Annotated in this window: 20 protein-coding genes; 4 read left to right on the top strand and 16 right to left on the bottom strand. The window is 58.9% G+C overall.

Annotated elements, in window-relative coordinates; translation table 11 throughout:
* Positions 1-24: 24 nt before the first annotated feature.
* The gene (locus VGG22_06320) at positions 25-1,356 is read left to right on the top strand and encodes a nucleotide sugar dehydrogenase (GenBank protein HEY1727966.1); all 1,332 of its coding nucleotides are present in this window, start codon (positions 25-27) and stop codon (positions 1,354-1,356) included.
* Here VGG22_06320 and VGG22_06315 read toward each other — a convergent pair.
* The 9 genes from VGG22_06315 to VGG22_06275 form a co-directional block, all read right to left on the bottom strand.
* The gene (locus VGG22_06315; protein ID HEY1727965.1) at positions 1,317-4,475 is read right to left on the bottom strand and encodes a hypothetical protein; all 3,159 of its coding nucleotides are present in this window, start codon (positions 4,473-4,475) and stop codon (positions 1,317-1,319) included. The genes VGG22_06320 and VGG22_06315 overlap by 40 nt on opposite strands.
* 77 nt (positions 4,476-4,552) lie before the next feature.
* A complete protein-coding gene (locus tag VGG22_06310) occupies positions 4,553-5,386 on the bottom strand; it encodes an ABC transporter ATP-binding protein (GenBank protein ID HEY1727964.1) in 834 nt (277 codons plus the stop codon).
* A gap of 149 nt (positions 5,387-5,535) precedes the next feature.
* Positions 5,536-6,342 (bottom strand): ABC transporter permease, encoded by an 807-nt coding sequence (locus VGG22_06305; protein HEY1727963.1) that lies wholly within the window; start codon positions 6,340-6,342, stop codon positions 5,536-5,538.
* Position 6,343: 1 nt separating this feature from the next.
* A complete protein-coding gene (locus tag VGG22_06300; GenBank protein HEY1727962.1) occupies positions 6,344-7,603 on the bottom strand; it encodes a hypothetical protein in 1,260 nt (419 codons plus the stop codon).
* Positions 7,587-9,428 (bottom strand): hypothetical protein, encoded by a 1,842-nt coding sequence (locus VGG22_06295; GenBank protein ID HEY1727961.1) that lies wholly within the window; start codon positions 9,426-9,428, stop codon positions 7,587-7,589. The genes VGG22_06300 and VGG22_06295 overlap by 17 nt, the downstream gene beginning before the upstream one ends.
* Before the next feature lies 1 nt (position 9,429).
* Positions 9,430-11,709, bottom strand: a complete 2,280-nt coding sequence (locus VGG22_06290; protein HEY1727960.1) for a glycosyltransferase — start codon at positions 11,707-11,709, stop codon at positions 9,430-9,432.
* Entirely contained in the window at positions 11,706-12,092 is a 387-nt protein-coding gene (locus VGG22_06285) for a hypothetical protein (GenBank protein HEY1727959.1), read from the bottom strand. The genes VGG22_06290 and VGG22_06285 overlap by 4 nt, the downstream gene beginning before the upstream one ends.
* Positions 12,089-14,065 (bottom strand): glycosyltransferase, encoded by a 1,977-nt coding sequence (locus VGG22_06280; GenBank protein ID HEY1727958.1) that lies wholly within the window; start codon positions 14,063-14,065, stop codon positions 12,089-12,091. Before VGG22_06280 ends, VGG22_06285 begins: the two co-directional genes overlap by 4 nt.
* Positions 14,062-14,883 (bottom strand): hypothetical protein, encoded by an 822-nt coding sequence (locus VGG22_06275; protein ID HEY1727957.1) that lies wholly within the window; start codon positions 14,881-14,883, stop codon positions 14,062-14,064. Before VGG22_06275 ends, VGG22_06280 begins: the two co-directional genes overlap by 4 nt.
* A 40-nt stretch (positions 14,884-14,923) precedes the next feature.
* On the opposite strand from VGG22_06275, the gene rfbD reads away from it, so the two are divergent.
* Together rfbD and VGG22_06265 are read left to right on the top strand one after the other, a co-directional pair.
* Positions 14,924-15,799 (top strand): dTDP-4-dehydrorhamnose reductase, encoded by an 876-nt coding sequence (rfbD, locus tag VGG22_06270; protein ID HEY1727956.1) that lies wholly within the window; start codon positions 14,924-14,926, stop codon positions 15,797-15,799.
* Positions 15,796-16,446 (top strand): hypothetical protein, encoded by a 651-nt coding sequence (locus VGG22_06265; protein HEY1727955.1) that lies wholly within the window; start codon positions 15,796-15,798, stop codon positions 16,444-16,446. The genes rfbD and VGG22_06265 overlap by 4 nt, the downstream gene beginning before the upstream one ends.
* On the opposite strand, the gene VGG22_06260 is transcribed toward VGG22_06265, so the two are convergent.
* From VGG22_06260 to VGG22_06250, 3 genes are read right to left on the bottom strand one after another with little or no spacing between them, the layout of a single operon-like run.
* Positions 16,436-16,993, bottom strand: a complete 558-nt coding sequence (locus VGG22_06260; protein HEY1727954.1) for a Uma2 family endonuclease — start codon at positions 16,991-16,993, stop codon at positions 16,436-16,438. The genes VGG22_06265 and VGG22_06260 overlap by 11 nt on opposite strands.
* Positions 16,994-17,033: 40 nt before the next feature.
* Positions 17,034-18,671, bottom strand: coding sequence for a hypothetical protein (locus tag VGG22_06255; protein ID HEY1727953.1), 1,638 nt, complete (start codon positions 18,669-18,671; stop codon positions 17,034-17,036).
* A 43-nt stretch (positions 18,672-18,714) separates the two neighbouring features.
* A complete protein-coding gene (locus VGG22_06250) occupies positions 18,715-18,996 on the bottom strand; it encodes a hypothetical protein (GenBank protein ID HEY1727952.1) in 282 nt (93 codons plus the stop codon).
* A 343-nt stretch (positions 18,997-19,339) separates the two neighbouring features.
* Between VGG22_06250 and VGG22_06245 the strand changes: the two genes are divergently transcribed.
* Positions 19,340-19,555: a type II toxin-antitoxin system HicB family antitoxin gene (locus tag VGG22_06245; protein ID HEY1727951.1), complete on the top strand. Its 216-nt coding sequence runs from the start codon at positions 19,340-19,342 to the stop codon at positions 19,553-19,555.
* 4 nt (positions 19,556-19,559) lie between these two features.
* On the opposite strand, the gene VGG22_06240 is transcribed toward VGG22_06245, so the two are convergent.
* Genes VGG22_06240 through VGG22_06225 form a run of 4 tightly spaced genes read right to left on the bottom strand, consistent with a single transcriptional unit; the run spans position 19,560 to position 22,043 of the window.
* Positions 19,560-20,000, bottom strand: coding sequence for a hypothetical protein (locus VGG22_06240; protein ID HEY1727950.1), 441 nt, complete (start codon positions 19,998-20,000; stop codon positions 19,560-19,562).
* A gap of 60 nt (positions 20,001-20,060) precedes the next feature.
* Complete coding sequence (locus VGG22_06235) at positions 20,061-20,903, bottom strand: hypothetical protein (protein HEY1727949.1); 843 nt, start codon at positions 20,901-20,903, stop codon at positions 20,061-20,063.
* Positions 20,903-21,442: a zf-HC2 domain-containing protein gene (locus VGG22_06230; protein ID HEY1727948.1), complete on the bottom strand. Its 540-nt coding sequence runs from the start codon at positions 21,440-21,442 to the stop codon at positions 20,903-20,905. The genes VGG22_06235 and VGG22_06230 overlap by 1 nt, the downstream gene beginning before the upstream one ends.
* Positions 21,423-22,043 (bottom strand): sigma-70 family RNA polymerase sigma factor, encoded by a 621-nt coding sequence (locus tag VGG22_06225; protein HEY1727947.1) that lies wholly within the window; start codon positions 22,041-22,043, stop codon positions 21,423-21,425. Before VGG22_06225 ends, VGG22_06230 begins: the two co-directional genes overlap by 20 nt.

The raw sequence follows: 22,043 nt of genomic DNA, 5'->3' as shown, positions 1-22,043 counted from the left end.
CTCTCCTTCGAAACAGCGCGCAGTATGAACGTCTCCGTAATCGGCTTAGGGAAGCTCGGAGCGCCGATGGCGGCCGTTTTCGCAGCAAAAGGGCATCGCCTCATTGGTCTTGACGCAAATGCGGCATTCCTGACAGCCTTGGCGGCTGGGCGAGCGCCGGTCGACGAGCCGCGCTTACAAGAGATGATTGACGCAGGAAAAGATCGGATGGCCGTCACGTCCGATTACGAGCAGCTCGTCGACCAGAGTGACGTCACATTTATTATCGTGCCGACGCCCAGTGACGAGAGCGGTGCATTCTCGAACGAGTGCGTGCTTGCCGTTGTCGAAAAGTTGGGTGCAGCATTGCGCAAGAGGAGCGCATATCACGTCGTCGTTGTTACATCGACGGTTATGCCGGGGGCAACGGGAGGTGTCATTAGCGAAACCCTGGAGCGGTCATCAGGCCGATCCGTGGGTTCGGACATCGGCCTCTGTTACAATCCGGAATTTATCGCGCTCGGTAGCGTCGTCAATAATATGCTCCGTCCCGATTTTTTGTTGATCGGTGAGAGCGACCGGCGCGCCGGCGACACGGTCGAGTCGGTTTATAAGTGGGTTTGCGAAAATAATCCGCCGGCTCGACGCATGAACTTCGTGAATGCAGAGTTAGCGAAGATCGCGGTCAACACATTCGTTACAACCAAGATCTCGTATGCCAACATGATCGCCGACATCTGTGATCGACTTCCAGGCGCAGACGCCGACGTCGTCGCGGACGCGATTGGAAGCGACACGCGAATCGGGAGAAAATATCTTCGTGGTGCAACCGGTTACGGCGGCCCATGTTTCCCGCGCGACAATGTGGCTTTCGCTGCACTCGCAAGCAGTGTAGGCGCTCGGCCCGATATCGCACGCGCGACCGATGCGATCAACAAGTATCAGATCGATCGCCTCGTACAAGCGATCTCGTCACGTGTGTCAGACGGGGCTCGTGTCGCTATTCTTGGCATGTCCTATAAACCGGACACGTCGGTTGTCGAGCAGAGCCAGGGCCTTTTGCTCGCGAAGCGTCTCCATGACGACGGCTATGTCGTGACAATACATGATCCCGTGGCAGGCGAAGTAGCGTCGGGAATTCTCGGATCGGGCGTCGTTCGTGCGGATAGCATCGAGGATGCATTGCAGAACGTCGACATTGCAATCATCGTCACGCCGTGGCCCGAATACGCACGGCTTTCGAAAGCGAATCTGCCGAGGGTCGTGCCCGTGATTGATTGTTGGCGAATCTTAACGACAGATGCGAGTAGGTCGGCGGTAGAGCCGATCTGGCTTGGTTACGGCAGCGCGGCAGTAGTAGCGGCAACCCCGCTGTAGCTCGTCGTCCGTCTGAGGCGGACGCCCGTCAGGATGACGTCAGCCTTTCGCGAGGACCATACTCTGAACTCGTAGCGTGCCGTTTGGCTGGAGCTCACTGACCCATTTACGGAGAATTTCAGAGTTGCTCGAGCCGAACCAGTGCCCAAGACCTGCGTAGGCACCAGGCGTCCCTGGGCCAAGATGTTTTGCCCGAGATCGGTTGCCACATCAACGCGAATTGTTGTATTTGGCAAGCATCCGCGAAAGACAGCATCAAAATCGACTTCATAGTCTCCGGGCAGCAAGGCGACGTACGGTCCATATGCCATGATTCCACCCGCGCCGAACGGGCTCCGAAGCTGATCGGATTTTCCCGGTGCGCGCTCCCACTTGGCGGCCTCGTGAATCTCGAGCATTGGTAAAAGATCCGTCGACTGCGCGATCCCTCCGGGAATTGACCCTCCGATTTCTTCGAAAACGACGGACGACACTTCGACCGCGACATGGCCGGTCGTACGTAATACGAACTCGGTCCTGCGGCAGCCACGCTCTTCGGGGCTGCTGAAGAACATCTCGACGCTTCCCAGGTCGAGTTCTTGCGCGGTGATTTGATGAAAGGCAAGAATCCCTGCATCACTTACGACTGCTAATGAGAGGCCGGGGGAAGCGTCTGGGTTTTGCGCCCCGCTCGGCTTCAAAGCCACGCAAACACGATACGACCCGGGTTTCAGGTCGAGATATGGGCCGAAGAATACCGCCCCATATGCGCCGACGACTGAGACGATCTTACCGGGAACTGTTTTCCCGCCGCGACCGGTTGGTAGCATTGCCAAGAGGTCACGCGGCTCAATATCCGGTCTTGTTGCGGCAGTGAGATGGCGCACGTATTTAACGCGCGCCGAGAGTAGAGAAAAGCGAGGTCGTCCGTCGGACCACACGAGAAACTCAAGCAGCCCCAGTTCAGCCGCCGGCGTTTCGTTGGGTATATCAAACGCTACCGTGCACGAGGCAATCCCGCGCTTGCCGGGTTCGGCAACCCCGCTTCCCAAGATGCGTTTGCCGAGGTGAGATGCGACGTACACGCGGATTGACGAGTCTGCATTCGGACGAGAGACATCAAACTCGAACGTCACTTCGTAATGTCCGCTTTCCAGCCAAAAATGTGGACCAAAAACGAGAAGGTCGTTTACGCCCCGCTTTGCATGTATTGCGCGACGCTCACTGTTCGCGGGGGAGCCTCCCGCCGTCCCTGCCGGTCCGATTGATAGCAACGGGGCACAATCGAATTCACGAAGCCCTTCGAAATGAGCCTGATCCATTTCCAGCTCATCGAGGAAGGCGTTCCGGACCGCGAGGCTGATCGATCCCGACGTCTTCAGGCGAAACTCGATTCTCGGCCAGTCCCCTGCGTTTCCAATTTCCGGCGAAATATTGAAGTCGAGCGATACGGTGCCGTCAGCCAGATCCTTACGGAGTATCTCGCGATAGGCGATGAGCCGCGCGCTAGCAACGACTTCCAGGACCAATGTCGCGGGGGAACGCGAGGTGTATTTTACATCGTCGAACTCAACGGTAAAGCGAAAAGCTCCCGGATCAAGGTCGAGATACGGGCCGTAAAAAACGTAGCCTTCAATTTTCGGCAACGTGACGATAGCACGTGGCATTCGATTTCCGGCTTGGCCGATATAAAGTGCCGATAATAATTCGTCGCTCGGTGTTGCGTTCAAGAAGCCTTGCCTGATATGCGTTGCGAGCGGCGTGAGTGCGGCGCCAACGTTGTTATTGAAAACTCCCTCGACGGAGTTGCAGATCGCGTTGATTCCGATGAACCGTCTCGCGGCGCTGGGATTCCGTTCGACCCGGTACCGTTCGCTTCGGACAGCGCGCCGAAAGTCGCGAGTTACGTGCTGAATGATCGGGTCGTTTTGAAAGAGCCACTCCGCGAGCGGCGGACCTTCATCAGGTTTTCCCCAATCGAACACAAAGACAGTCGCCCGTTCGATAGCTTCTTCCCACGGCATCCAGACACAATTGACTGGAAGGTCCGGACCCAGCCACTTTGCGTCGGCGAAGACCATGATAGGCGCCGAGAAACCGAGCGCCTTCCAAACCCGCGCGAAGCGCCGCAACAGACTTCTCTTGGCTCCAGACCAACCGAGAACCGTATCGCGTGGATAGCTCGCAAGGCTGTCTGCAAGAAAGGGCGCGACGTGTTCGATCGGATAGTCGAGGTGATTGAAACTCGTGGACGAGTAGCCGGTCGTCGTCGGCTTGTCTAATGGCGCGTCAATCGCGGACTGCAACGCCACGAGGTAAGTATTGCCGGTTGGGTCAACGCGTATTTCTTCTACGATTTCGTCGGCGAGCCCCCAAGTTTTGGATTGTGCACGGACGTCGGCACCTGTGACGTTCTCATAATAGATCTTCTGATCATTTTGAATACCGCGTGCCTTGTGCGCGGGAGTTACCTGGCGTGTATGATCGCAGTGGTAACCGTAGAGCTCATCGACGACGTCGCCTAGAGCCCTAGGGATCAGAGAAAGTCTGCGAGCGATATTCGAATCGACATGCCACCCTACCAGCATGCTCTCGTGAAATCCGTGAATGTTCCAAATGTCCGAACGGAGCATGAGTTGAAAATCACCCGGGCCGTCGTATCGCACGTCGGAAAGCGACGTGTATACGATCTCGTTTAGATGAAGTTCGCGACCCCAAGTTCCAAAGGAACTGATTGTCCCATCAGGGTCCATCCGGTTCGCGCCTTCCCACAACGACTCGGGAACTTCGAAGCGAGGCAGGTGATAGTACGCATCAGGAAGCGACGAAACGATCTCCGAAAGAGATTTGTTGTTTCGCGGATAAAACACCATGTCCGTATTCGTCGAGAGGATCCAACGGTTCGTGGGATTGGACCGGCGGATTCCGACGTTGCGCGCGATCGGCTCTAGACAAACCAAGTGTGTCTTGTCTTGGAATCGCTCGTGCTGTGAAGGACGCACGCGCAAAATTCTCAGTGCCGCTCGTGCCTTCGCCGTAAGCGTGTCTTGAATCGCTTCCGGGAAGGTCGGGAAGTCGTCGGGCGTGTTGTAATCGACGAAGATGATCTCATCGTCGGGGTCGGTGAGGATTTCAGCCATACAATTTAGGCTAATCGCAGCACGCTTATGTAGATTATAACCGTAATTGTCGTTGCGGCCGTACAGGACGAGCGAGATCATCCGCCTGAGATGGCCGCTAGATTTCCCACGGGCTCGCCTTCCGGTATACGATCGATCGTCTCATCGGAAAAGCGCAAGGCGGTGGTATCGTCGAGCCCGTTGGAGCTCATCCAGTTATTATCGAGCACGAGGTGCCGGTTTCCATCGAAGAAGGCGAATAGCTTTCCGGCATATTTTGAGTCCGCGTGTTCGGGGCCGAGCAAAAGCATTGCGGGCCGACCGGTGCCTTCCAGGCGCTGTTGCTCGACGCGGAGCTTGTACTGCAGAACAGCTTCCTGCGGCGCGCCGTCATAGGCGATTGAGCCCTTATCGAGCCAGAGCGCTCGATCACAGGCCTTGAGAATGAAATCAAGGTTATGGGAAACGACCAGAATCGTGACATGCTCATCCCAAAGATGATCGATGCGTTCGCGACATTTCCGCTGGAATGCTTCGTCGCCGACTGACAGGACTTCATCGAGGATGAGAATGTCTGATCGAAACTCAGTCGCGATCGAAAAGCCAAGTCTAGCAGTCATGCCGGAGGAAAGCGTTTTGACGGGTTCATTTCGGTAGTCTTGTAGCTCCGCAAAGTCCAAGATCGCATCGAGGTGCTCGTTCATACGGTGCCGTTCGATTCCCAGCAAGAGCCCGTAGTAGATGACATTGTCGACAAGTGAAAGTTCGGGGTCAAATCCTGCACCCAACTCGATGAGGGGCGCGATGGTTCCATTCGTGGTGGCCTTACCACGCGTCGGCGATAGAATTCCACAGATGACTTTCAAAAGCGTCGTCTTACCAGAGCCATTCGGGCCGATGATCCCAATCTTTTCACCGGCCTCGATGCTCAAGTTGACACCCGCGAGTACCTGCCGCCGGCTCGGTTTTCGATTACGCCCGCGCAAAAGCCCAAAAACAAATCGCTTGAGATCGTAGTGAAACTCTTCTTGCGTCCGGCGCCACAAGTCGACCCCTTGCATCCCGATCACTTGACGAGCCACTAGAGCAGATCCATGGCGTGACGTCGCAGCGAATAGAATATCGCTGCGCCCGCCAAAAGCGTTGCGACGGCCGTCAGTAGCGTGAGCGCGAGCGACTGAAAGCTCGGCGCGGATATGCCGAATGCGATTTGCCGAATGTCGTTGGCGATTGCCGCGATGGGATTGATGTGTACCCAGAAGCGTAGCTTGTGCGGAACGATCTCTTCAGGATAGAAGATCGGGCTCGTCATCCACGTGATGAAGACGACAAGCTCGTAGACGTACGGTAGGTCGCGGAAGAAGACGAAGAGTGCAGATGTGGCGAGCGATGCTCCGACGGTGACGAGGAGGAGCGATAACGCCGGGACGATCAGGAACAGTACACGCTCGGGGTGATGGCTCGCGAGTAGCGTTACGACTACGATTACCGGCAAGACGCCGACGATAAACTGGAACAAGTTCGCAACGACGATCGCAACGGGGAAGACGCTCAGTGGAATTCTGATCTTGTTGACGAGCGATCCGTTAGCGACAACAGAGGTGAGCGCTTGGCTCGATGCCTGCGAAAAAAACGTAACGACAACGAGGCCCATGAAGACGGCCAAAACGTAATTCGGGATAGAATTTCCGTAGTACGAGGCAAACGCCGTGCCGAAAATGAGCGTGTAGACGCCGGTCATGATCAAGGGATTCGATAGCGACCAGAAGACGCCAAGAACCGACCCGCGATAGCGGGCCTTGATGTTGCGCTCTGCAATCGTGGTTACAAGCTCGACGTACCTTCGCACGCTCGCATTGCTAGTCGCCGGAAAGATCGCTGCGGTCACGCTAACGTGTCTCTATCGGACGGGGTCGGAGTCCTGCCGGAACGGGCATGACGCCGTAGAGCGTTACGATCAGCGCACAAATGTCGCCCGTGAGTAGCGTCATGAGGACGGTGTGCACCGAGTCGTGTCGCATGACGACGAAAACGATCTGAGCAAATGCAATCACCGTTAATGGGATAGCCTGTTCCATCCGGCCGAGGCCGATCTTGTAGTTTGCGACAGCGTTCGCGCCGGCAAGAGCAACAAGCGCCGTTACGTATGGGAGAACGTACGGGCCCGCATCGGCGAAAGCAGGGCCCGCTATGGTGCGTACGACGAAACCCGGGGCGACGATGCTGGCTGCTATCGCGACGACGCCGACTGCACAAACGATGGTCCCCGCGAACATCAGGAGATGCGTCGAGCGCTCGCCTTGTGCGGCGCGCTTCGCAGCGCTGGGAAGCAAAACGATGGGGATGAATGCGACCACCGCGTAGACGCCCCGGGCGACGAGCGCAGCCGCGCTATAGAGTCCTGCGGTCTCGGCGCTGAAATAATGTCGAACGAGTATCGTGTCGTAGGATAGCATCGCGTTGACGGCGAGCAGCGTCAATCCGATTCTTACTGCGGAACCTGCAAAGCCTCCGAATGACAGATCGAGTGGTACGGACTCCTGCGGAATACCGTGACGCATCGCGACGGAATCGAAGAGCGTCGTAATGAGTAGATCGATCGCGACGCCACCAAGCGCGCCTGCAACGCCATAGAAGTGCGCACCGATCCCACCAAGTATCGCGCGACTTAACGCATCGATGACGTACGAAAGCGCAAAAGCTTCGAATCTGTGCCGTCCTTGTAGGTAGGCGCGCTGAGCGGTCACGACGAGAGAGAGGCCGAGCGCGGCGCCAGCGGCGATGACCGGCGCGGTCGACGTCAGATGGAAAAAAAAACCGATCGAAGCCGAGAAGACCGCAACGAGGGCAAAGACGATCGCACCCGCCGCCCATGCCGCGCGGTCGACAAGGTTTGCAAGCCATCTCAGACGTGCGCCCTCGCCCGTCGCGTGGAAGTCGGCTGCGGCTTTTGCGATGACCGCTCCGGCGACCGTAGATGGTAAGGAAAAGAGCAAGATCGCGGACATCAGGGCGGTGACGACGCCATAGCCCGTCAGTCCGACAACGCGCCCAATAATGACATAATAAAGGTAGAGAAATAAATTGCCGGCGGTCAGACCAGCAAAGACGATTGCACCGTGCCGAGCAAACTCACGAAGGTTTCGCAAGTACTGCCTCGATTCGCGCAACGTGGGGATCGGATTCTGGGAGCCCTTTTGCATTAAAGATAGCAACCGCGTCACTTACGCCTTGGGACGTCCCAGCATTAGGTTCCGCCGCGTGCGCTTTCTGAGCCAGCGCGACCAACGGATAGAACACTTGAGTTCCGTCGTCATTGAGTAGAGATGGCTGTTTGCTGATTGCTTTGAGCGCGCTCTCGATCGCGCCTCCGCGGTCGGCAAACCCCTGCTGATAGACAAGCACGCCGTCAAAACCGGCAAGCAACGCGACGGCGACCAGATCCCGCGGCGGCAAACTCGCCAGCCAGCGCTCAAAGCTCGCATCGGGCGTGCCTTCGACTGCGCCAACCGACCATCGTACGTCGCGCGTATAGAGAGACGGAACCTGTTCGACTTGCGTGTACATCGATTCGAGGATAGGGAACTCGGGCGCCGATACGTAGGGCAGCTGGAGAATCGCAGATTTCGCCGGCACTGCGTTCGCGATCCGCGCCGCCCATGCCGTGTCGATCGCAACGCGTTGTTTGCTCTTTGCGAACGGCGCCCACGACGCGGGCGATTGGTCGAGAACGCCGAGGACCATAATGATCGCGGCAACTGCGGCGTAAAGCGGCACGAGATTGCGCTTACGCAGCGCGTTCCATGCCCACTCAAAGACATGCGCGATGGCCAGTAGCGCAAAGAACGCGATGAAGGGACTGATCCGGTTGTACGCGCGGATGTCAGGCAGAACAAACGTATTGAAGATGGCCCCAAATCCGCCTATCGTCGCGAGTGCAAACGCTGCAAGCGTAAAAAGCGCACCATGCCGCAACACGTGCGGCATCTTGCTGTCATTGCGCATGACGAGCGCAATCATCAGAATGAAGAGTCCGATCGTTGCAACTGTGCCTAGCGTCGCTGCAGCGTTCTCCGTCGCGAGCTGCGGGAAGATATTGTCGAAGTGCGATCGCACTGCCGCCAGATGCGGAATACGATGGCTCGGAATCGGCAGTATCATCGGAGCTGGTGAAAGGGCGTATAAATAAGCCTCGATGGACTGTCGGGGGTAAGCGGCAATCGAGTGACCGGACAGCTTCCAGAGAATCGCGTTCACGTCATTGACTGCGAAAGCGAGGATCGTCGTTAGAATGAATGCTCGCCCAAGCTGCAAGGGGCGCCACGATCGAAGCTGGATCGCCCCGATCAGGATGCCAACAACGACCAAGTATGTTGAGAAGAAGGCTTCGTAGTGACTTTCTAGCCCGGCAAGTGCTGCTGTCCCGTAAAAGACGATGCGGTCAGTCCTCGTCGCATTCTCTGTGCCGTCGGCAATCTGTATGAGGGCCAAACATACGAGCGGAATGAGCCAATACGCCGCTAGGAACTCGTGGCCGGCGATGGTGCGCCAATAGACCGCGAAGAGATTGCCGTACAGGACCGCGCTGGGAATGGCCGCCATATACGATAGTCTGAAGCGACGCGCAGCGTAGAGGAACGCCAGCGAGTTTAGAATCGGTGACAGAATGTCGAAAAGATTCTCGGCGACGAACGCGTTGCGCGAAATCTCGACGAGCAACCACCGGATCGCCCAGTTCACCGTGTAGAGCTCGGGCAAGCTCATCGTATTCTGTCCGAATGGCGCCGCCAGTCGTGGATCAAAGAAGAGCCAGCCGCCGTTGAGCATCTCGCTCATTTTCGTATTGATGATGTCGCCGTAGTTCGCATACGCAAACGGCACGTGCAAATCGGCCCGCCACAACTTAAATGCGATCGCAAACGCGACAAAAGAGATAAGCCCAGTAACGAGATATGGGATGGCGCGGCGCGACATATTAGTACGCGATGAGGTCCGCGCCTAGCGCATCAATCAGTGGGTCGATTTTCTCCGCGAGAAATGCTTCGCGTCGTTCACGTTGGGCCTCCAGGATCGTACGGCGTACCTTCGCATTCGTGACGACTTCCCAAACGGCTGCAGCGACGTCGAATGCGTCGGCGCCGGGCTCGAGAATGAGTCCGGCGGGCCCGAGAGTCTCGGGCACGGCCGTCAATGCTTTCGCAACGATCGGAACGTCGAAGAACATCGCCTCAACTAGCGGCACGCAAAACCCCTCGTGCTCGCTCAAGCAGACGAACACATCGGCGCTGCGATATTTCCCGACGACGCTGTCGTCCTCCATATAACCCGTAAACGTCACGTACGGCCTGATGTTGTACTCGGCGACGCTACGTCGGAGCTCGCTATAGTAGGCGTCTCCGCCATCGAATTTTCCAAGCACGACCAAACTCGCCGAGTCGTCGAAACGCAGGTATGCGGCAAAGGCTTCAATCAGCGCCTTTATGCCTTTGTTCGGAACGATGCGCCCCACGAAGAGCCAAGTTGTCCCGCGCCGCAGGCGGATCGACCCGTCCGCCGGCGTGCGGTCAAAGCGGTTTAGATCTGGTACTACGGGAAGCGTCCGCACGTTCTTCGCGCCAAGCGCGACAAGCTCGCGTGCGTTGTAATCCGAAGCCCCAATGAGGATATCGAACTTCTGGACCGACGCAGCCAACTGCTCGCGACCCTGCTCGAGTTGTGCGGCAACGTCGGGCGCGTAAGGCGCGAAAAACCTCGCCGGCGTAATATTGTGATAAACCATCGCTTTGCGGCATCGGGCTTTCAAAACGGCGTCTGCCGCGTTCGAGCCAATCGAATGATGAAGGATAAGCGCATCCGCACCGCTCACGCTTGATTGGACAAGCGAATGCGCATCGGAGACGCCGGGCGGGATGCTCGTTGCGTAGATGTTCGAATCGTAACCGATGTCGCGTAAGCGGTCCCGAATGCGTCGCGCCTGCTGCGTGATGGCATCACCTTCGTCGACGGCTTCAAGTACTTGATCGATCCGTTTGCCGCGTTTCGGAGCCGGGGAGGCGGCCTGCTCGATGCCGATAGCATCGCGCAGCCGCGCAAGAGCCTTGTCCCAATCGGCGTTCTCGGCAGCGTATTCCGCGCCGGAAGCGCCCATCGCTTGGCGCGATACAGCTTCCATCGAGTGCATCGCGTTCAGCGCCCTTGTCCACTCATCGCTCGTGCCTGCGACCAAACCGCCTCGCGACTCGCGGACGGCGGTTGCGGTGGCGAGACAATCTGCGTGCGCGATGACGGGCGTGTGTTCGCGCCACGCTTCCATCAAGACGCGCGAATAGCTTTCGTTCTTACTTGGACTCGCAAGGGCAAGAGCGTCGCGCAAGAGCGCGCGCTTCGTCGCCTCATCGACGAAGCCGAGATCGTGAATGCCACGATCTGGATCGGAATACGATCGTTCACCCGGGCCCGCGAGAATAAGCGCGATCTCTCGCCCGTGGCCGTTTCCGCGCGAGCGCTGAAAAGCTTCGAGCAGAAGATCCAAGCCTTTTTCGGGCGCACGGCGGCCAAGAAAGAGATAATAGGGCGACGTTGCGATCGGGGGAAGCGGCCCGGCTTCGCCGGCGGGTGGCACTCCCGTGCCGACAATGTGCGACTTGTGTAAAATGCCGGGCCCGTACAGCTGTTTCGCGAGCGCAGCTTCGCCTGCGCTGTTGAAGAGCAGCGTTCGTGCCTTGTGAAACGCGTCTTCGATGTGCGGTATTCGCGCATACGCTTCGTCATGCAGACATGGAACGAGATGTACAGGCCCGCTCGCTGCAGCGATGCCGCGGACGACAACACCGTAGAGATACGGAAGCGCGAGGACGGCATCATAGTGCGATGCACTCTCTCGTGCTAGATAATTCTCCAGGTCCGGCGAGTTGATCGAGTTCTCGATGAACGGATCGGTGAACGACCGGCTGCGAGCAACCTCGCCCCAGCGTTCTTGCGGAAGCTCGAGGAGCGACGTGTTGAGGTCGTTGAATATCCTACGATCGCGCCTTCGGACGCGAAATCGTAAAACGTCCTTCGACCCTTCCTTCGAGCGTCCGGCCTTGTGAAAATCTTTGTCCCAGTCGTGCAAGAACGAACGCGACGTTGTCGTTAGGATTGTGACTTTATTTTCCACGGAGAGACGCTCGGCGAGCTCACGCGCAAGCGATTCGGCTCCGCCCGTGCACTCCGGGCCGTACCACGGCGTGAGGAGGGCGATGCTGCGCTTCACTCGCCCTTGTTTCGGAGGCGTTCGATCTCACGCTCGAGGTCCTCAATCCGTTTGGTTAACGTGAGTCCGGCCCCGAGCAGCTCGCGGAGCGCCTCGATTTGCAATGCGTTCGATCGGCGTGTTGGAAGCAACGCGAGGTTGTATGCCTTGAGGAAGAGCTGTCCCATCGACCCAAAACGCAACAAGGGCGCGAAGCGGCGCGGAATGCGCGATCGAGGCTGGTTGAGCTCTTCGGCGCGATCGAGATAGGCTTCCGCGGCGCGATACTGCGCGAGAACCTCGTCGGGCGAAGCGTAGCCTTGCACGCGCAGCTGCTCCGCGTGCGTACGAATGCTCCCTTCGAGTTGATCAAAATCGATGAAAGGATTGTTGCGCCGGATCATCCACCGGCTGTCTTTCGCTCGCTCACTAGCGGAATCTTCGCAAGCGCTATCGAGTCGCCGTCATTGCGAACCCGCTTGATGAGACTCCACTCGCCCGAGAGATGCGCCAGGCCGTAATAGTCGCCGATCACCGCGTGCATCGCGACGTCAACCATGGCCTGAGCGGCTGCGTCCCACGAGAATTCTCGAGCGCGAGAAACTGCGCCGGATTCGAGCCGGCGCCGGAGCGGTTCATCTCGCACGATAGAGAGGAGCGCGGGTGAAAGATCCGACCCGTCTTCGATAACTAAGCCGCTCACGCCATCGATGACCGCTTCACGCAAACCTGGAACCCCGTACACGAGAGCAGGGGTGCCGCACGCGTTGGCCTCAATGACGCCGATGCCCCAACCCTCGATCTCCGACGCGGAGACGTAGGCCCACGCAGATTGCAAGAGCTCGACCTTGCGTTGCTGCGATACTAAGCCTTCGAAGACGACACTCTCCGCGAGTCCTAGCCGGAGTGCGCATTCCTCGAGGCGTCCACGGTCGTCGCCGTCTCCGGCAATGTGCAGCATTGCATTTGGAAAGGCGGCGCGCACTGCGGAGAATGCTTCGATGATGCACTCGACGCGCTTATACACTTTCAAGCGACCGACGTAGGCAAACAATGGGACCAGCGATTTCGTGCCGGGAACCATTTCGGCGTCGACGCCGCTATAAACGATGTCAACCGATTGCCGCGGAATGCCGATTGCGTGCATTGCTTCGCGTGTATCGTTTGAGATCGTGACGAATTTGCTGGTTCGATAAAGCCGGGGCATCAGCCACGATTCGGCCCAGATCAGTATGCTGCCGATTGCGGCAGGCAGATACTTCTTGAGCACCTGCTGGTGGACGTGAAAGACGAGGCAGATCTTCGGCTTCATCGAGAAGAGTGGGCTGAAGAACGGAATCCCGTTCTCCGCGTCGATGACGACGTCGAATCTATCGCGGAACTTCCTTAAGTATGCGATCGGCAAGAGCGCGTACACGGACATCGCGTTCCCGACGCGCATAACGCGAACACCATCGATCGTGGTTGTCGAAGCGGCCCCGGGGAAACGTGCCGTCAGCCATTCAACCGCATGGCCCGACGCAACCCAGCGTCGCGCCATCTCGTGCAAGTACTTCTCGGCGCCTCCGGCTTGCGGATGCTCGGGATCACGCCAGTTCAAGATGAGGATATTCAATCCCGAGTGCGAGCGCATTGGCGACGTAGGAAACAACCGGTCGAATGCGGGTACAACCCAGCGCAAGAACGAGTTTCGAATTCGCAAGCGCACGATTGCAGCGAACATGCGCGCCGAGGCCGGGACGAGATTGAGGCGCGAGCCTTCAACGTCTCGCCAAACCGTCGGTACCTCGCGCACGTTCATCCCGGCATTCTTCATCGCAAAGAGCAGGTCCACGTCGAATGCAAAGTTCGATGTCTCAACATAAGGCAGAACGTCGCGAATCGACGCGGTCCGAAAAACCTTGGCCCCACATTGCGTGTCGGTAAACCGCAAGCCGAAGGCTGCGCGCACGAGAGCATTGAACACACGGCTTGCAATCCGTCGGGCAAAGGGTTGCGCTACCTCGACAATCGCGCCTTTGCACCAGCGGGACGCAACGATTCCGTCACCGTCGAGCGATTCGCACAAACGGCGAAGTTCGGCCGCGCTCGTCGCGTGATCGGCATCGACGTACGCAACGACAGGAGCCTTGGCGACGAGCATGCCGGCCCGCACCGCGCCGCCTTTCCCGACTGCGTCTTCGATCTCGACCACGACGATGTTCGAAAACTGCGCCCTCAGGCCGCGAACGATGGCAGGCGTTGCGTCCGTGCAACCATTGAGGACGACGATGATCTCCGAATCGTAGAAGGTCTTCGCAAAATCGTCGAGCGTGCTCTCGATGCGTGCGCTTTCGTTGCGACCGGGAATGATGATGGAGTAGACCAGAGCGCTCACCTTCCGCATACCGCGGCGTCGGAGAGTTGCGCGGCGTCGGTAACCGATGGCCCGATCTGCGCGGGGAAGAGCCGCCAAATGCCGCCGGGTTTTCGATAGACGTCTTTGGGCGCGCGTTCGGGGAACCCGGATTTGGCAAGCAGGTCGCGTCGCACGAAAAACGCGTTTACGCCTTGCGAGTCGGTACCGATCAGCGCGTAACCCTTTTTTTCGGCAAGGAACGTGAGGGCACGGATGCTGGCGCCATAGTACAGCGTCTTTTCCCACACGTGCTTGGCGTTGTACCGCATCACCCAAAAGCGGTCCGGTGAAATGCTCGCATTATATTCGATGATGGCAAGGCGCGGACGGTATGCGTCAAGCGCTTCCCAAACCCAGTAGTCATTACCGTCGATGTCGATCGAAAGAAGGTCGAACTCGCTGGGGACGTCTGCCGTGCGAAAGATCGTTACGATACTCTCGCGTGTAACGAATTCCGAGCGCACTTCGACCGAAAGGCCGCGATAGCGCTCGCGCAGGCGCTCCGCGTTCGTCGCGTCCGCTTCTATGACGAGGCCGCGCCATCCGTAATGCAATGAAAGAAGAGCCGTGTTGCACTCGATGCCGTCGCCGACGCCGAACTCGACGAAATAGCGGTCCTCCCCGATACGAAACAGTATTTCATGAATGAGACCGTCCTCGGCGTTTTGCGAAAGTACTTTTCGCTCAAATGCTTGCAGATCGGAAAAGCGCTGGAGTGTTCGAGTATGCCGCTGACGCGCGAGTCTCCGCAAGGCAGCCAAGCTGTTGCGAATCGCAGGGACTTTCGAGAGAGTCACGGCAGAGCGACCGAGAAATGATCTCACCGCAGGAGGCCGTTTGACACAACTTCTGGGCCATCCCTTGGTCATTGGTTCGTCGGGGCAACTCGGTACCGAACTCACGCGCGTATTCGAAGATTGTGGCGTCACCGGCCTCGATCACACGGCGATCGAGATCGAGAGCGATGCGTCCGTCGAGGAGGCATTCGCGCGCGTCAAGCCGACAATCGTGATCAACACGGCGTCGTATCATAACGTCGATCAATGCGAGCAGAATCCCGACCGTGCCTTCGCCGTCAATGCAACTGCTGTCGACCGGTTGTCGGCCGCGTGCGTGAGGATCGACGCGGCCTTTGCCACGATTAGCTCGGACTATGTTTTTGCAGGCGATGCCGGCAGGCCGTATTCCGAACGCGATGAGCCGGCACCGGTAAACGTGTACGGCGAATCCAAGCGGGCGGGCGAACTGGCGGCACTGAGTCGTCCCAAGGCGTTCGTCTTCCGTACCAGCGGTCTTTACGGACTCCGCACTGCGACGCAAAAGGGTCACACGTTCGTCAATCGCATCATAAAACAAGCTGAAAACGGCGAGACGCCGCGCGTTGTCACCGACGTTATATTTTCGCCTTCATTCGCGAGTGATGTCGCTCTTGCGATCCGGCAAGTAATCGAGCGCGAGGCGTACGGCCTATACAATGTGACCAACGCCGGACACTGCAGCTGGTTCGAGTATGCGAAGGAAGCGCTGCGTCTAGCCGGGCTCTCGACGGAGATAACGCCCGCGTCCTATCGCGATTTCGCATCAAACGTGAAACGTCCGACGTATAGCGCGCTTGCGCATGAAGCGCTCGCAAAAATCGGCATTACGATGCCGTCGTGGCAGGACGGACTGCAGCGCTACATCGCCGCACGTCTTTCCGTTGGGGCTTCGTGAAGGCGCTTGGCGCGATAGCCTTTGGCATCGCCGTGATCGCGGCGGCTGCGATACAGGTCATCGCAGAGGGAGCGACCGGACAAGCCGGTGCGCGAATCTCCGTTCCCCGGCTGATCGCAAGTACGCTTGGCGATCGTCCGGCGCGCGCGCTCGCGTTTTTCCCGCAGAATTCTGTGGCTGATGTCCTGACGGTGCGTGCGCAAATCGATGCGCTCGACAAGGCCGGTAATTATCGTGACGCTACTGCGCTCGACGAACAGCTCGTTGAGCGTCTCGAACGCGACCGCATCGATCAGGTCGCGCTCGCTGACGCGCTTTGGCGCTTAGGACAGCTCGATGCGGAAACCGGCTACGTCGAGCCGGCGCATCGTCGCATCCAATGGCAGACGGCGCTCAAGGACTACGATCAGGCCCTGCAGTTCGAACCGCTTTCAGAGACGCTGTTGCTTGCGGCCGGAAATCAAGCGCTCCTCAACGGCGATCGCAACGGATCAATACAGTATTTCCAGCGCGCGATTGCAGTTGATCCCGGAAGTGTAAATGCGCGCGAAGGTTTGCACCGTGCGCAGACTGGCGAGGGCGAGCCACCGCCGTTCGTTGCGCCCGCTGAGTGGAAGGGGACGTCGCGAGCGAAGACTACGCGCTGAAAATCTTATCGAAGGTTAGCGTGAGACCGGGCAGTGTCGCTGCGGCCATGTCCGATTCGAAGGTGACGTTCTCTTCATAGCAGTCGCCGGCTGGACGACTGCAGCGCTCGATCGTGTTGGCGTCCGGGTCGACGATCCAGTATTCAGGGGTGCCGAATCGCGCATAGATTTCGCGCTTACTTCCGCGATCGACGATCTTCGTACCGGGCGAGAGCACTTCTACCACGAGACTCGGGACCCCAAAAATACCCTTACGCCCGAGCGTGTGCATCCGATCGGCCGCAACGAAGACGACATCGGGCTCAACGACGTTCTGTGCGCTCAGCGCGGTGTCGAGCGGTGCAACGATCGCCCGGCCATCCGCTCCATCCGCGTAGTCTGCCAATACCCTGAAGATCTGTCCGACGACATGTTGATGACGCAAGGTCGGCGATGGCGTCACGTAGAGCTCGCCGCTTAGGATCTCGCGGCGCAGGTTGTCGTCCGGGAACGAGGCGAGATCTTCGTAGCGCAGGGCGGTGCTTCGTGCCATGGCGGTGTTCTCCATACACAACCCTATCACGCCGTCGCCTCGGGCGGAAAGGCCCTTAGCGCGGGAAGACCGCGATGGCGTCGGCGTCTTCGAAGAGCACGCGCCCACAGCCGCGGGCGTCCTGCGCTCGAATGTCACCGGTTCCGACGACGATCCATGCTTTCTGCCTTCGCGCGCCTTCGCAATCGATGCCGTCAGCGTCGGTGATGCGGACCTCAGGCGCGAGCATCAAGAGCGTCCCCGCACGGAAGTTGACGCTTTCGGCCGCGTGCGGATGCGCGTGAAACCACGCGTAGATTGAATGCGAATCGCCGTAGAAAGACACCGCGTTCGTAGACGCGACGCTGCTTCCGTAGAAGAAGAGTGCAAATGCAGCAGCTCCGCCGAGCAGGCCCGAGGCGCGTCGCATGTGCGGTAGGAATGCGAGACACGCTGCAATCCCCGCGGTGCACGCGAAGGCGACGGCGACGAGTATCGTTGGATCGTGATTGAGAATATAGAGCAGTCGCGCGAAACCGGCGAGCGCGCTTACGATCGAAAGTATAACGACGATGAGCGACATTCGGCGCGCGAGTGGCGCTATGCAAAGAACGCCGAGCACGAGTGCGGGCAGATCGTATCGTAACGACCAGCCGAGCGCGAGCTGCGGTAGATTGTTCGCATAGCCGAAAGGGCTCAAGAGAAACAAGACCATCGAAACGATGCCGATGATCGCGAGGCGACGCACTTCGCCGCGCGCGAAAATTGCGAAAATCGGCGCCAGAAAGAAAACGACCATTGCAGGTCCGCGTGCACCCACAGCGAGCGCCAGCACCCCGAGTGAGCTCGGGAAATTTCCGAGGATCGTCGTCGACCACGAACCTATCGCGTTCGTCGATCCGATCGAGTTGAACGCGTGAGGCGAGAGCAATGCGTCGTGCAGCGACCAAAGCCCAAGCGGGATTAAGCCGACAAGCATACGCGGACGACCCATGCAGACGAATGCGACCAGCGCGTACGCCCAGCCGTACGGTTTTACGAGCGCGAGCACGATGATCGGGACGATTGCCATCCGATCCGGGATGCGCAGCATCCAGAGTGCCTCGAGAAACCACGCGGCCAATATGAGATCGTTGCGCTGATCGTATGTTTGAAACGCAACGGTACTGATCGTGATGAAGGCGGCGCTCAGTGCAGTGGCTGCCGGCGCGGGTACGTCGAGCGTGCGCAACCACGCGACGAGCCGTGTGCTCAACATGACGGCGGTCAGCAACGAAACCGCGCCCGTGATCCAAAGTCCGCCCGCGGCAACGACGCCGGAAATGCTCGCCTCTGAACCCGGCGGATACCACCAGTAGCGCATCCAGGTGGGATCAAGCGAATGGGATTGAACCCACGCGATGGCGTTCGGCAAATGATACGCGAGCGAATCGCCGTCCGTCGGTGCGCGCGGAACGTATGGAGAGGCAACGATCAGCGTAACGGCGGCTGCCAAACTTTCCCAGGGATCGAACGCCGTCGTCTTTTTACGAGCGATGTATGCGCGCAGCCCGCACAGCATCGCAGCTGCGAGGAGTACTCCCACGAACGTGAGCGCGTGGAGCGTCGCGAGCACGAGCGGAATCGCCAGCAGCAAAACGAGCATGCCGCGCAAGCGCGACGGAACGTCGGCGCTCTCTTCGCGCGATAAGAGCGGAGCGGCATACCACAACATCGCGAGCCAAAGGAGCGCGACGAACGTATGCGCGATTGTCAGGCTATCGGTGAAAGAGAACGGCCAGCATTAAGCTGACCCAAGTTCCGAGCATGAGGCCAATGAGCCACGTGAACCGAGATTCCAGGACCTGCTCGATACGGCCGAGGCGCAAATCGAATCGAGTTTCGAGTTGCGCAAATCGTCCATCGATTTGCGCGAAGCGCGCGTCCACCTGGGCGAAGCTCGCGACCACGCGGTGCTCGAACGAATCCAAGCGCTTATCGATCTGATCGAATGCGCCTTCGATGCGGGCCATCCGGGCTTCCAGCGGTTGCGCGCTCATGTCCGTATTTTCCCCAAAGCCGACCCTCCCCGCCTCTATTCACGCACTGCGGTAGCGCGACAAGTGCGGCCCCTCGACTACAGGACGCTTCGCGTCCCTACGCTCGGGGTGACAACGGGTCGTGGGCGGGCACTGCCTTTTCTGTGAAAGTCAGGGATCTTATTGCATATGCGGAGAGTAAAGGTTGGGCATTCTTGCGGTATGGCTCGCGCGCGTCTCATCGTATCTATCATCATCCCAAGTATCCGTATCTGTTGTCCATCCCGGATCATGGTTCGAGAGATCTAGCGGCGGGGACAGTTGCAACTATCTTGAAACAAATCGATGGAACTTGGAGGCCACGATGAGCTCCTACCCGATCATACTCGAGCGGGCCGACGACGGCAGTTGGAGCGCGATGGCACCTAACCTGCCGGGCCTAGTGCTTGCGGCTGATTCGCGCGATGAACTGTTGGCCGGCGCCCCTGCTGCTATCGCAGACTACATCGAAACACTTCGCGACGAGCAACTTCCGATACCCGAGCCGGGAGAAGTCGAGCTTATTCGGGTGGCAGTCTAGGTCGTTAGAACGTCTTTACTTTTGAAAGACCCGAGGAGCGGAAGAGCGCTTCGACCTTGGGGACGTTGTCTAGCTTTCCGGCAAAATATGCGACCACACTGCGGCCGGCCGCGAGCGCTTCGAGATAATTTTCGATCTCGTCGTCAGGGATCTCGAAATCATCGAGACGATCCCACAGCTCTTCGTTGCGAAAATATGTGCTGTGGCCGGGAAGATCGTAATCCGAACGTCCACCCGAAAGACCGGGGACGCCCGTGCCTTGTCCGCCACCGAGCATCAAGCGCGTATCGATGCGCTGATCGCTCTCAACGTCCGTGAGATGCTTGTCGCTATCGTCCGGAGAGACGAGCTGAATCGGATCGAGCGGAAATCCCGCATCTTGCAGCGCTTTCTCCAACCCTTTGATGTCGGTTGTCTGCGAGATACCGGTGACGGTCAAACCCAAGAGAACATCCTCCGAAGCGCGGGGCGTCGGCCTCGTTTCGCGGGGGACCAGAGGCGCCCTTTAGCGCGTCATCGGCGGCCCAGTAATGGGCTGGCGCACCCCTGCCATGGCAGAGGGAACGAATCCGAGAATCGCAGCGCCGAGGCCGACGAGAACCATCAGCGCCGTCACGAGCCAGCCCATGCCTGGGACGATTTCTGCTGCGCTGACGACGATCAACCCGAGCAGCAATGCCGCAAGCGGTGACGGTGTCGTATTCGGGCGCACCAGCTCCGAGAGACGTCGGCCGACGAGCAATGCGATTGCAGCTTGGCCGATGCAGACGCCCGCAAAGACCGCGGCCAGCTCGATGACGATCAGTGGAATTCCGATGATCGAAAGCGCCAATAAAATCCCAAGCGGCACCACTGCGACGAACGCCAGCAGGCCGACCATGGCTGCGAGTCCCGGCTGCGTCTCAGCGCGCGCGAGCGCCAAGCGTGCGCGCATCGGGAACAGCAAGAACATCAGAAAGATGATGAAGTTCCAGGCGAGCGTCATCGAGAGGTGCTTGGATTCGCCCGCGAACGGAATGTCTTCGAACGCGCTTCCGATCCAGGGAGCGATCGCGCCGACCGACGCCGTCTGCACGCAATTGAGCTCACCTTCGACCGTGCCATTGGTCGTGTCGCAGCTGCCACCGAAGACGTTGAGATCGCCGTCGACGCGGCCGTCGATCGTTGCGTTGCCGAATAACACGTTCAGATTGCCGTAGACGACTTCGCCCGGCCCAACCGTGACGTCGCGGAACATGTAGTTCGCGCCATGATGGAACCAGTGGCGCGGTGCCGATGGCCACGAACGATGCGAGAGCATCCCGACGGCGAAGATGGCGACGATCACGAGAAGTGCCTTACGGCGCATCAGACCGGCTCGTTGCGCGCCATGCGCGAGATGACGCGCGGCGCAAAGAACGCAAGCGCAATCAGCAAAATGTCGACGCCGAGTACGAGCGCGACGATGCTCGCGATCCCGGTCGATCCGACGCCGGCGGCGACCACCCGGGCAACGTCCTGAACTGCGCGCGAGCTGTGATCGAGCAAGCCGAGCGCAAGCGAGAACAGTCCGTGCGCGTTGGGACGTCCGAATGCAATCCACGTTCCGATTCCGAGCCACGACACGAGCAGATAGAATCCGAACGCCATCCACAGCGGAAGACGCGGCGCCGCCGGTTTCGGAGCCGGCATCGTGCGAATCTCGGCCATCGTTTTCTGCGTGAAGTTCGGAACGGACTCGAGCAGGCGCGGCGTCAACAGCAACGCGTCGATGACGCGCAGTTCTTCAAGCACCGACGTGCAGCGCGCGCAGCTCGCGAGATGCGTTTCGACGTTGTGACGCTGCAGCGTGCTCAGCGTCCCGTCGAGCAGACCGTCGAAAAGATTTTCAGACGTGTTGCAACGCATGCATCATACTCAAGGCGCGAAAGCTGCTGGCTTCCGTCTCTGCCTGACGGAGCTTGTGCGCAAGCGCGAGCTTGCCACGGTGAATCAACGTCTTTACGTTGCCGAGCGACAGTCCCATCGTCTGCGCGATCGTTTGATAGTCCATGTTGTCGTAGTAGCGTAGCGCCAGAACGGTGCGCGTGCGTTCCGGCAGCAGCGCGAGCGCTGCGCGAACTTCCGCTTCAGCTTCGGAGCGTAAGACGCCGCCGGCCGGATCGGCTTCGATCGACATATCGGGAAGCGTGTTTTCGAGCGTCTGTTCTTCAGCCAACTCTTGCGTCGTGGGACGGCGCTGTGCTTTGCCGAGATGCGTGCGCACGACATTGCGCGCGATGTGATAGAGCCAGGTCGAAAACTTGCCGAGCTGCGGATTGTACGTGCCGAGGTGCGCGTACGCGCGCATGAACGTTTCTTGCGAGATATCGGCTACGTCGGATGACGAGCGGACGCTGGCGCCGATGAAATTCCCGATGCCGCGTTTATACCGGTCGACCAGAACGGCGAATTGTTCGTGGTCGCCTGCAAGGACGTTTTTGACGAGGGCTTCATCGCGCGGTCCCAT

The sequence above is a fragment of the Candidatus Baltobacteraceae bacterium genome (assembly GCA_036489885.1).
In the GTDB taxonomy this organism is placed as follows: Bacteria; Vulcanimicrobiota; Vulcanimicrobiia; order Vulcanimicrobiales; family Vulcanimicrobiaceae; genus JAFAMS01.
Note: the sequence above shows the minus strand (reverse complement) of the source record. Positions and strands in the feature narration are given on the sequence as shown.

Bases quoted from the DNA above. Each gene is read 5' to 3' on its own strand.
- VGG22_06225 (HEY1727947.1), bottom strand. From the start codon at position 22,043: ATGGGACCGCGCGATGAAGCCCTCGTCAAAAACGTCCTTGCAGGCGAC.
- VGG22_06320 (HEY1727966.1), top strand. From the start codon at position 25: ATGAACGTCTCCGTAATCGGCTTAGGGAAGCTCGGAGCGCCGATGGCG.
- VGG22_06235 (HEY1727949.1), bottom strand. From the start codon at position 20,903: ATGCGCCGTAAGGCACTTCTCGTGATCGTCGCCATCTTCGCCGTCGGG.
- VGG22_06295 (HEY1727961.1), bottom strand. From the start codon at position 9,428: ATGTCGCGCCGCGCCATCCCATATCTCGTTACTGGGCTTATCTCTTTT.
- VGG22_06260 (HEY1727954.1), bottom strand. From the start codon at position 16,993: ATGGAGAACACCGCCATGGCACGAAGCACCGCCCTGCGCTACGAAGAT.
- VGG22_06245 (HEY1727951.1), top strand. From the start codon at position 19,340: ATGAGCTCCTACCCGATCATACTCGAGCGGGCCGACGACGGCAGTTGG.
- VGG22_06285 (HEY1727959.1), bottom strand. From the start codon at position 12,092: ATGATCCGGCGCAACAATCCTTTCATCGATTTTGATCAACTCGAAGGG.
- VGG22_06255 (HEY1727953.1), bottom strand. From the start codon at position 18,671: ATGTTGTGGTATGCCGCTCCGCTCTTATCGCGCGAAGAGAGCGCCGAC.
- VGG22_06315 (HEY1727965.1), bottom strand. From the start codon at position 4,475: ATGGCTGAAATCCTCACCGACCCCGACGATGAGATCATCTTCGTCGAT.
- VGG22_06250 (HEY1727952.1), bottom strand. From the start codon at position 18,996: ATGAGCGCGCAACCGCTGGAAGCCCGGATGGCCCGCATCGAAGGCGCA.
- VGG22_06230 (HEY1727948.1), bottom strand. From the start codon at position 21,442: ATGCGTTGCAACACGTCTGAAAATCTTTTCGACGGTCTGCTCGACGGG.